This is a genomic window from Streptomyces aurantiacus (genome assembly GCF_001418335.1).
Taxonomy (GTDB): domain Bacteria; phylum Actinomycetota; class Actinomycetes; order Streptomycetales; family Streptomycetaceae; genus Streptomyces; species Streptomyces aurantiacus.
This window is the reverse complement of record NZ_LIPP01000324.1, coordinates 1-9,642: the sequence shown is the minus strand read 5'-3', so window position 1 is coordinate 9,642 and position 9,642 is coordinate 1. Positions and strand designations below refer to the sequence as shown.

The following is a 9,642-nucleotide window of genomic DNA, read 5'->3' as shown; positions in this document are numbered from 1 at the left end:
GTACGGGCACGCAGTACAGCTCCCGGTACCGCTCCAGCGTGATCGGCGGTATGCCCAGTTCGGCGAACGCCGCGTTCGTCGCACCGATGATTGCCGCGTTGTCGTGGAACAGGGTGCCGTTCCAGTCCCAGACGATATGTGTCGCTCCGTGCATCCCCATATCCAAAAAGTACCCGGCCCCACTGACAACGCCGCACGCTGCGCTTCGAGCGCGCTGCGGGAGCGTCCGCCTCGGAAATCACGCCCCCCGGGTGGCGTTTGAACGGCGCCCCGGGTGCGTCGGGCATCGTTCGCCAGTCACCAGTCACCAGTCGCTGTTCGCCGTTCGCCGCGCGTCAGTCGCCGAGCCCCACCAGGTTCGGGATCTCCTGCGTGGCGAACCACAGCAGCTCGTGGTCCTCGGCCCCGTCCACGACGAACTGCGCGTCGTCGTCGCCCCGGTCCGCCGCACCCAGCGCGTCCGCGGCCGCCGTCACGTCCGCGCCCGCCTCGTCCGAGTCGACGTGCACGGCCGCGACCTCGGCCAGCGTCACGGCCCCGCCGACCCGCACCTCACCGAGAAACGCGGGGTCCGGGCCCAGGCCGGGCTCGGCGGCAGCGGCCCCGTCCGGCACGTCGACGGCGACGACGACCCGCCGGCGCGGGGCACCGGGGTCGAGCGCGACCAGCCGCAGGGAGGCGAGCGCGGCCCGGTTCAGCGCCGCGTACTCCAGTTCCTCGATGTCGTCGGAGAGGTACCACTCGCGCAGCGCGGGCGTGACGGCGTACGCGACGAAGGGTCCAGGGCCCAGCTCACCCGTCTTGTACGCCTCGGCGAGACCGGAGAGGGTCAGGGGGACGTAGACGCGCATGGCTGGCCGCTTTCGTTGGGGGTCCCGGGGGCCTTCAGGATACGTGCGGGTGTCCTCTTTCGAGTCCGCGCCCACCCTCCGCGGGCGTCCACCGCCGTCTCGCCCGTCACCCGGTGGTCCCCGGTCCCGCCAAGGCTCCCGCCCTGCCCCATCACCCTGATAGGTGAACATTTCGGCGGCTCCGGCGCCCGCCCGGCTTCCTTGCGGCTGCGGGCCCCGGCCTCGTACAAGGTCCTCGACAGAAAGTTACCGACCGGTATCCGCCGGTCCGACGAATGGGGCCCCGCCGTGAACAAGGTGATGACCAGGACGAGGCGCACCCCGGGCACCCGTCCGCCCGTCCGCCAGGACACCCGCCGCCCGGGCGGAGCCGGTCCCTCCACGGCCCGGAACGGCGCCCTGCCGGGCACAGCGCGGCCCGACGGCCCACCTGCTGCGGCAGGGGGCGGCGCGGCTCCCAGAACGGCACGAGACGCGGCCGGCCTCCGTCCCACCGACCTCTTCGCCGAACGGCTCGTCGAGGTGCTGAGCGGACGGCGCCCGGTCCACTGCATGCTCCGGCACACCGTCGGCCGCGCGTACGACGAACTGGCCTGGCTCGCCGAACGCGGCCCCCTCCGCACGCGCGGCACCCGCCCGGTCGTCCGGGACGTCGGCTACTACGTGCCCCGTCCGGGCGCCGTCGAGGCCTTCGCCCGCATCGGCGCCGGCGACCAGCTCCGCGCCATGGCCTTCCGCCTGGAGCAGGGCCCGGACCTTCGCTGGCGCTGCACAGCAGTAGAACTGGGCGGCCCCCGCATGCCCCGACCGACCGACGACTGAGCCGCGCCCCGCCAGGCCGGCGCCCGGCTCCGCCGCCCCACAAGGGACGCGGAAACCGGGGGCCCGCAAGGGGCGCGGGGAACGGCGCAACGGCGCAACGGCGCAACGGCGCAGTCTTTGCCAGGTGCGCGGGGAACGGCGCAGTCTTTTTCAGGGGCGCGGGGAACGGCGCAGTCTTCTTCAGGGGCGCGGGGAACTGCGCGACAAGCCCCCACCGACCCGCAGCCGAACCAGCCACCCCGGCCCACCCCAACGCGGAAGGGCCAGGCACCAACCGGTGCCCGGCCCTTCCAAGCTCACCCAGCGGAGCGAACCGTCACTTCTTGCGGCGACGGCCACCCTTCTGCTGCTTACGCCGCTCCGCACGGGTGAGCCCGTCGGACTCGGACCGCACCGGCTCCTCGTCCGTGGCGAAGTCACCCTCGACGACGCCCCCCTCCCCGTCCACGGAGGGCGCGGAGAAGTGCAGCCGGTCCGGCCGCTGCGGGCTGTCCAGCCCCTTGGCCCGGATCTCCGGCCGAGAGGCCCCCGCCCCCGCGGGAACCGCATCCTGCTGCTTGTCGAGCGACGGCTTCGCGTCCTCGACCAGGACCTCCTCGACCTGCTGCTCGACCTGGACCTCCAGGTTGAACAGGTAGCCGACGGACTCCTCCTTGATGCCGTCCATCATGGCGGTGAACATGTCGAAGCCCTCGCGCTGGTACTCGACCAGCGGGTCCTTCTGCGCCATCGCGCGCAGGCCGATGCCCTCCTGGAGGTAGTCCATCTCGTAGAGGTGCTCACGCCACTTGCGGTCCAGGACCGACAGCACGACCCGGCGCTCCAGCTCACGCATGACCTCGGAGCCGAGCTGCTCCTCGCGGGCCGCGTACTGCTCGTAGACGTCGTCCTTGATGGACTCGGAGATGAACTCGGCGGTCAGACCGGCACGGTCACCGGCCGCCTCCTCCAGCTCCTCGACGGTGACCTTCACCGGGTAGAGCTGCTTGAAGGCACCCCACAGCCGGTCCAGGTCCCACTCCTCGGCGAAGCCCTCCGCGGTCTCCGCGTCGATGTACGCGTCGATCGTGTCGTTCGTGAAGTGCTGGATCTGCTCCTGGAGGTCCTCGCCCTCCAGGACCCGACGGCGCTCGCCGTAGATGACCTCGCGCTGCCGGTTGAGGACCTCGTCGTACTTCAGGACGTTCTTGCGGGTCTCGAAGTTCTGCGTCTCGACCTGCGACTGGGCGGAGGCGATGGCGCGGGTGACCATCTTGTTCTCGATCGGCACGTCGTCCGGGACGTTCGCCATCGACATGACGCGCTCGACCATCTGGGCCTTGAACAGCCGCATCAGGTCGTCGCCCAGCGACAGGTAGAAGCGGGACTCGCCCGGGTCGCCCTGACGGCCGGAACGACCGCGCAGCTGGTTGTCGATACGGCGGGACTCGTGCCGCTCGGTGCCCAGCACGTACAGCCCGCCGAGGTCCTTGACCTCTTCGAACTCGGCCTGCACGGCCTTCTCGGCCCGCTCCAGGGCGGCCGGCAGCGCCGCGGCCCACTCCTCGATGTGCTCCTCCGGGTCGAGGCCGCGCTGGCGCAGCTCCGCCTCGGCGAGGTCGTCGGGGTTGCCGCCGAGCTTGATGTCCGTACCACGGCCTGCCATGTTCGTGGCGACGGTGACGGCACCCTTGCGGCCGGCCTGGGCGATGATCGGGGCCTCGCGGTCGTGCTGCTTCGCGTTCAGCACTTCGTGCTGGATGCCGCGCTTGCTGAGCTGCTGCGAGAGGTACTCGGACTTCTCGACCGAGGTGGTGCCGACGAGGATCGGCTGGCCCTTCTCGTGCTTCTCGGCGATGTCGTCGACCACCGCGTCGAACTTCGCGACCTCGGTGCGGTAGATCAGGTCCGACTGGTCCATGCGGACCATGGGCCGGTTGGTCGGGATCGGGACGACGCCGAGCTTGTAGATCTGGTGGAACTCGGCGGCCTCGGTCATCGCCGTACCGGTCATGCCGGAGAGCTTGTCGTAGAGGCGGAAGAAGTTCTGCAGGGTGATCGTGGCGAGCGTCTGGTTCTCGTCCTTGATGTCCACCCCTTCCTTCGCCTCGATCGCCTGGTGCATGCCCTCGTTGTAGCGGCGGCCGGCGAGGATACGGCCGGTGTGCTCGTCGACGATCATGACTTCGCCGTCGATGACGACGTAGTCCTTGTCCTTCTTGAAGAGCTCCTTGGCCTTGATGGCGTTGTTCAGGTAGCCCACCAGAGGCGTGTTCACCGACTCGTAGAGGTTGTCGATGCCCAGCCAGTCCTCGACCTTGGCGACACCGGGCTCGTGGATGGCGACGGTGCGCTTCTTCTCGTCGACCTCGTAGTCGCCGGTCTCCTCGATGCCCTTGAGGGTGTTGCCCGCCTCGCCCTTCGTCAGGCGCGTGACGAGCTTGGCGAAGTCGCCGTACCACTTGGTGGCCTGGTCGGCGGGGCCGGAGATGATCAGCGGCGTACGGGCCTCGTCGACCAGGATCGAGTCGACCTCGTCGACGATCGCGTAGTTGTGGCCGCGCTGCACCAGTTCGTCCTGCGACCACGCCATGTTGTCGCGCAGGTAGTCGAAGCCGAATTCGTTGTTCGTGCCGTACGTGATGTCGCGGCCGTACTGCTCGCGGCGCTGGGCCGGCGTCATGTTGGCCAGGATGCAGCCGACGCTCAGGCCCAGGAACTTGTGGACGCGGCCCATCGTCTCGGAGTCGCGCTCCGCCAGGTAGTCGTTGACCGTGATGAGGTGGACGCCGTCTCCGGAGAGGGCGTTCAGATACGCGGGCAGCGTGCCGACCAGGGTCTTGCCCTCACCGGTCTTCATCTCGGCGACGTAGCCGAGGTGGAGGGCGGCGCCGCCCATGATCTGCACGTCGTAGGGGCGCTGGCCGAGGGCGCGCTTGGCGGCCTCACGGACGGTCGCGAACGCCTCGGGCAGCAGGTCGTCGAGGCTTTCGCCGTCGGAGTACCGCTGCTTGTACTCATCGGTCAGGGCTCGCAGCTCGGCGTCGGAGAGGTCAACGAAGTCCTCTTCGATGGAGTTGACCTGGTCCGCGATGCGGTGCAGTTTGCGCAGGATCTTTCCTTCGCCTGCACGCATGATCTTCGAGAGGACGGACACGAGGGTTTGTCTCCTTGCCGGTCGGGCCTGGGACGGTCGGTTGCAATGAATGACAGATTCAAATGACAGCTTGAGCAACGGCCATCGTAAGGGAGGACCCCACCGCGCCGGGAGGTCTGCATGGGACAGCCATGGAGACAACGGGCGGGGGATGCGGAAGGTGCCGCGCCGACGCCACGAAACGTGACGGAGTCCTCACGGAGCGCGAAAGTGATGGCTTCCGTACCGAAGCCCGCGCAGAATCGGCCGATGGACCCCGTCACGCTGACCTCCGAACGACTCCTGCTGCGCACGGTGGGAGCGCACGACACCGACGCCGTGTTCGACGCCGTCCAGGATCCCGAGATCCAGCGCTGGACCACGATCCCGTCGCCCTATCTGCGCGAGCACGCCACGGCCTTCACCGAGCAGATGGTGCCCGACGGATGGGCGGACTGCTCGATGTTCACCTTCGGTGTCTTCCTGCCCGCCGGTGGTGAACTCGTCGGCATGCTCGCCCTCACGATGCGCTCCCTGGGAGTCGGCGAGATCGGTTTCTGGGCGACGAAGGAACACCGGGGCAACGGCTACATCACCGAGGCGGCGCTCACCGCCTCCCGCTGGGCGTTCATCCAGCGGGCCATGGACCGCGTCGAGTGGCGGGCCGAGGTGGGCAACACGGGCTCGCTCGCGGTCGCCGAACGCGCCGGTTTCACCCTTGAGGGGACCCTCCGCGCCGGCGTCAACAACAAGGGCGTACGCCGCGACTGCTGGGTCGGTTCCCTGTTGCCGTCGGATGTGGGTCTGCCGTCGACGGCGCCGTACCTGCCCGCTCCCCGGCCGGCCTGACCGCCCGCTCCCGCACCCTCGGCGGGTACCGATGTCAGTGGCACCGCCTATCGTGCGGACCATGACGAGTCTGCCGCGCCCGACCGCCGAACTCTCCTCCGACGAGGCCCGTCGGATCGCCCTGCGCGCGCAGGGATTCCTGGGAGCCCCCGACCGCAGGGGCGGTGTCCGGGGCGTCCTGCGGCACCTGGGAGCGGTCCAGCTCGACACCATCTCCGTCCTGGCCCGGTCCCACGAACTCATCCCGTACGCGAGGCTCGGCGCCGTCGGCCGCAGGACGGTCGACGAGGCGTACTGGACCCCGGCAGCCGTCGGCGGGCGTCCGGCACGGCCCCACGCCTTCGAGTACTGGTCGCACGCGGCCTGTGTCCTGCCCGTCGAGGAGTGGCCGCACTTCGCGTTCCGCCGCCGCGCCTACCGCGCCCGCCCGCACTGGAACCACGCGCTGCCGGACGGCACGTACGACCAGGTCATCAAGCAGCTGAGGGCCGAAGGGCCGCTCACGGCCACCGACTTGGGCGGCGCGAAGAAGACCAGCGAGTGGTGGGACTGGTCGGGCACCAAGGTCGCCGTCGAGCGCGCCCTGATGTACGGCGAAGTGGTGTGCACGGAGCGCCGCGGCTGGAAGCGGGTGTACGACCTCGCCGAGCGGGCGATCCCGGACACGCTGCTGCACGACGAGCTGGACGACGCGGAGTGCCTGCGCCGCCTGGTGCGGCTCGCGGGCCAGTCCCTGGGCGTGGGCACGCGCGCGGACATCGCCGACTACCACCGCCTCAAGGGCGAGCAGGTCGACGCGGTGATCGCGGAGTCGGGCCTGGTCCCGGTCACGGTGGAGGGCTGGTCGAAGCCGGCCTGGGCGGATCCCGCGGCGCTGGTGACGACCCCGCGCGGCCGGCACCGCACCACGCTCCTGTCGCCGTTCGACTCGCTGGTCTGGGACCGGGCGCGCACGGAGCGGATCTTCGGCTTCACCCACCGCCTGGAGGCCTACGTCCCCAAGCGCAAGCGGGTGTACGGCTACTTCGCCATGCCGGTGCTGGCCGGCGGCCGCCTGGTCGGCCGGGTGGACCCGGCCCGCGACGGCGCCACCCTGGTCGCCAAACAGGTCACCCTGGACGGCATCAAGGCCGTCCCGGCAGCGGCCCAGGCCCTGGTCGAAGCGGCAAGCTGGGTGGACTGCACGAACATCCGCGTGGAGCGGGCGAACACCCCGGAACTGCGTGACGCCCTGACGACCGAACTGACGAGGACACTCGGCTAGGTTCCCCGGCAGGGGCCTCTCAGGGGCCTCTCAGGGGCGCGGGGAACTGCGCGACCAGCCACATCGGGCCCGCACCCGACAACCGCACCCCGCCCCTCGCCGCCCTCAGAACGTCACAGCACGTCGCGCCTCAGCGGATCTCAAGAATCTTCTCCCGCATCGCGTACACCACGGCCTCCATCCTGGAGTGCAACTGCAGCTTCTCCAGGATGTTCCGCACATGGTTCTTCACGGTGTTCTCGGAGATGAACAACTCCTTGGCGATATCCCGGTTGTTCATTCCGGTCGCCACCAGCTTCAGAACCTCCAGCTCACGATCGGTGAGCCGAGGCGCCGGCACCAGCCGCCGCTCGTCCGTACGCTGGATCATCGACTTGAACTCGGTGAGCAACTTCGAAGCCATCGAGGGACTGATCTGCGACTGCCCGTCCGCAACCGCGCGAATGGCCGTGGCCACTTCGTCCGTGGAGATCTCCTTCAGGAGATAACCCGTGGCCCCCGCCTTGATCGCGTCGTAGAGGTCGGCCTCCTCGTCACTGATCGTCAGCATGATGATCTTCGCGCTGGGGGCGACCTCCTTGATGGACGTGCACGCCTCGATCCCGCCGCGCTTCGGCATCCGTACGTCCATCAGGATGATGTCGGGCAGCAGATCGGCGGCCTTGTCGACCGCCTCGGCACCGTCCCCCGCCTCCCCGACGACCTGGATGTCCTCCTCCGCGGCGAGCACGATCTCCAGACCGCGGCGGAACAGGGCGTGGTCGTCCACGACAAGGACGCGAATGGGCTCCTTGCGTGAGGAGCCCGCGTCGGGGCCCACGTCCGACCCCACGCCGACGACGCCGCCGTCGGCATCCTCGTCACGCATCGGTCCGAAGCTGTCCGCCATGGTTCCTCCCCCTGAAGGCCGTGGCCTGTGTTCCTGTGCCATCGCCAACCCGGCGCAACGACACACCGGTTGAGGCCGGTAGAGCCATGATTTCATGCCCGGACGACAACGGGATGACAGAGCGGGGCACGAAGAGGTCGCACACCGGTGCCCCTGGGGGCACACGTGCACTCCAGGGGCACCGACTGGGGGTCCTCCCGGCCGAGGGCCGGGGGAGCCGGCCGGGCAGGGTCAGCCGCCGAGCGCCCCGCCTGCCGGAGCCTGCTGCGCCTTGGCGACCATCGGGTCCGTGCTGAGGTGGATCACGCCGTAGTCGTACGCGTGCCGCCGGTAGACGACACTCGGTTCCTTGGTCTCGGAGTCGACGAACAAGTAGAAGTCGTGCCCGACCAGTTCCATCTCGTAGAGCGCCTGGTCGAGCGTCATCGGGGACGCGACGTGGGTCTTCTCGCGGACGACGAGGGGGCCGTCACCCTTCACTTCGAGCGGGCCGATCTTCTTGGTCGGCACGGCCTCGGGCGCTTCGTCCTGGACGACGCTGCCCTTCCCGTCGAGCGTCGCCGCACCAGGGACGTGGTCGGCCACCTCGGCGGCCGAGATCCTGCGTGCGCCACGGCGGGTGTACCGCTTGTCGTGCTGCTTGCGCAGCCGCGCTTCCAGTTTGTCTGCCGCCAAATCCAGCGCCGCGTACGCATCGCTTGCCGCTGCCTCCGCCCGGATCACCGGACCGCGGGAGTGAAGCGTGATCTCCACTCGGTCTGAGCGGTCGGCCTGCCGGGGGTTCAGCTCTTTGGACACCTCGACGTCGAGGCTGATCACCTTGCCATCGAGCTTCTGGATCTTCTCCAGCTTCAGCTTCTCGGCCACGTGCTTGCGGAACCGCTCGGGCACCTCGGTCTTGCGGCCCTTGACGACGATGTCCACGCAGAACTCCGTTCCCGGATCGCCCCGCATCGACGGCGGAGCGTCTCCCTTTTGCACCAGGCTCCAGCGCGTCCCGGAGCCTCGGACTCGGTGACTTCCACCTCCTCCTCCCCCGCGGGCAAGATCTCCACCCCACTGTTCCGGATGAAAGAGGAAAACCCACGGCGCGGCATTCCGATATGCGGGGGACGGCGTCCGCCATTCCCTCACAACCGAACATATCTCGCCTGGACGGATGTCGTCACCCTCTACTGCCGCATACCTCCATTCAGATGAATGGAACCTCTCACTACCTGCAACGACGCAACTTGCCTGTCAGTTCCGGTTTATTTCGAAAGAAGCTGGAGACGCAGCGACCACTGCGGCGCCGACCCCGTCTTCCGTGCTGTTCGCGCTCCCCGTTTCCCTCACCACTTCCGGTCGGCCTACACCTGTCATCGTTACCCGTCTCGCCCCTTCCCCCGTAGTTCTCGGTGTTACCCGGCCGTAGAATCCGCCCTTTCCCGGGTGAACGGTCGCACCGGCCGCCGTCAGGGCCCGCGCCGCCTCGGCCAAGGACGCGCCCGTCGTCATCAGGTCGTCGACGAGCACGGTCCGCCCACCGCCGGCCAGCAGCCGTACTCCTGCCGGGGTCACCTCCAGGGCACCGGCGAGATTGTCCAGCCGCTGCCGTGAGCCGAGCCCGGACTGGTCGGCCACGGCACGCCGCTGCCGCAGCACGGCCAGCACCCTCGCCGGCGTCCCGGTACGCCGCAGCTCGGCCGCCGCGGCGAGCGCGATCCGCTGCGCCGGGTCGTGCCCCCGCGCCCGCACCGCCCACCGCGCCGACGGCACAGGCACCAGCGACACCGGCGCCCGGGCGTCCCCCGGCCCGGCCGCCACCGCCGCACCGTCCGCCGCCACCTGGCCACCGACTCCCAGCCCCGCC

9 protein-coding genes are annotated in these 9,642 nt (G+C 69.5%); 3 read left to right on the top strand and 6 right to left on the bottom strand.

Going from position 1 to position 9,642, the window contains the following annotated elements; translation table 11 throughout:
* Both AOK01_RS45650 and AOK01_RS33290 read right to left on the bottom strand, forming a co-directional pair.
* Positions 1–160: HAD family hydrolase (locus AOK01_RS45650; RefSeq protein ID WP_425424778.1), on the bottom strand; the 160-nt coding region annotated here is incomplete at its 3' end.
* Positions 161–335: 175 nt separating this feature from the next.
* The gene (locus AOK01_RS33290) at positions 336–851 is read right to left on the bottom strand and encodes a DUF6912 family protein (RefSeq protein ID WP_055518282.1); all 516 of its coding nucleotides are present in this window, start codon (positions 849–851) and stop codon (positions 336–338) included.
* A 288-nt stretch (positions 852–1,139) separates the two neighbouring features.
* Here AOK01_RS33290 and AOK01_RS33285 point away from each other — a divergent pair, with 288 nt between their 5' ends.
* Positions 1,140–1,673: an Rv3235 family protein gene (locus AOK01_RS33285; protein WP_055518286.1), complete on the top strand. Its 534-nt coding sequence runs from the start codon at positions 1,140–1,142 to the stop codon at positions 1,671–1,673.
* Positions 1,674–1,989: 316 nt separating this feature from the next.
* Here AOK01_RS33285 and secA read toward each other — a convergent pair whose 3' ends face one another.
* Positions 1,990–4,809, bottom strand: coding sequence for a preprotein translocase subunit SecA (gene secA / locus AOK01_RS33280; RefSeq protein WP_055518280.1), 2,820 nt, complete (start codon positions 4,807–4,809; stop codon positions 1,990–1,992).
* Between the two features lie 249 nt (positions 4,810–5,058).
* On the opposite strand from secA, the gene AOK01_RS33275 reads away from it, so the two are divergent.
* Both AOK01_RS33275 and AOK01_RS33270 read left to right on the top strand, forming a co-directional pair.
* Positions 5,059–5,637 carry a GNAT family N-acetyltransferase gene (locus tag AOK01_RS33275; protein WP_055518284.1) on the top strand — a complete coding sequence of 193 codons (579 nt, stop codon included), beginning with the start codon at positions 5,059–5,061 and terminating at the stop codon, positions 5,635–5,637.
* Between the two features lie 61 nt (positions 5,638–5,698).
* The gene (locus tag AOK01_RS33270) at positions 5,699–6,901 is read left to right on the top strand and encodes a winged helix-turn-helix domain-containing protein (RefSeq protein WP_055518279.1); all 1,203 of its coding nucleotides are present in this window, start codon (positions 5,699–5,701) and stop codon (positions 6,899–6,901) included.
* A gap of 130 nt (positions 6,902–7,031) precedes the next feature.
* Here the strand turns inward: AOK01_RS33270 and AOK01_RS33265 are convergent, their stop codons facing one another.
* From AOK01_RS33265 to AOK01_RS33255, 3 genes are all read right to left on the bottom strand, one after another.
* The gene (locus tag AOK01_RS33265; RefSeq protein WP_055518276.1) at positions 7,032–7,790 is read right to left on the bottom strand and encodes a response regulator; all 759 of its coding nucleotides are present in this window, start codon (positions 7,788–7,790) and stop codon (positions 7,032–7,034) included.
* Between the two features lie 231 nt (positions 7,791–8,021).
* A complete protein-coding gene (hpf, locus tag AOK01_RS33260) occupies positions 8,022–8,714 on the bottom strand; it encodes a ribosome hibernation-promoting factor, HPF/YfiA family (RefSeq protein WP_382033435.1) in 693 nt (230 codons plus the stop codon).
* Positions 8,715–9,029: 315 nt separating this feature from the next.
* The coding region (locus AOK01_RS33255; protein WP_425424777.1) for a ComF family protein at positions 9,030–9,642 on the bottom strand (613 nt) is incomplete at its 5' end.

What these genes read in the sequence shown, in the direction of transcription:
- AOK01_RS33290 (WP_055518282.1), bottom strand. Translation starts at nt 851, where the DNA reads ATGCGCGTCTACGTCCCCCTGACCCTCTCCGGTCTCGCCGAGGCGTAC.
- AOK01_RS33275 (WP_055518284.1), top strand. Translation starts at nt 5,059, where the DNA reads ATGGACCCCGTCACGCTGACCTCCGAACGACTCCTGCTGCGCACGGTG.
- AOK01_RS33270 (WP_055518279.1), top strand. Translation starts at nt 5,699, where the DNA reads ATGACGAGTCTGCCGCGCCCGACCGCCGAACTCTCCTCCGACGAGGCC.
- AOK01_RS33265 (WP_055518276.1), bottom strand. Translation starts at nt 7,790, where the DNA reads ATGGCGGACAGCTTCGGACCGATGCGTGACGAGGATGCCGACGGCGGC.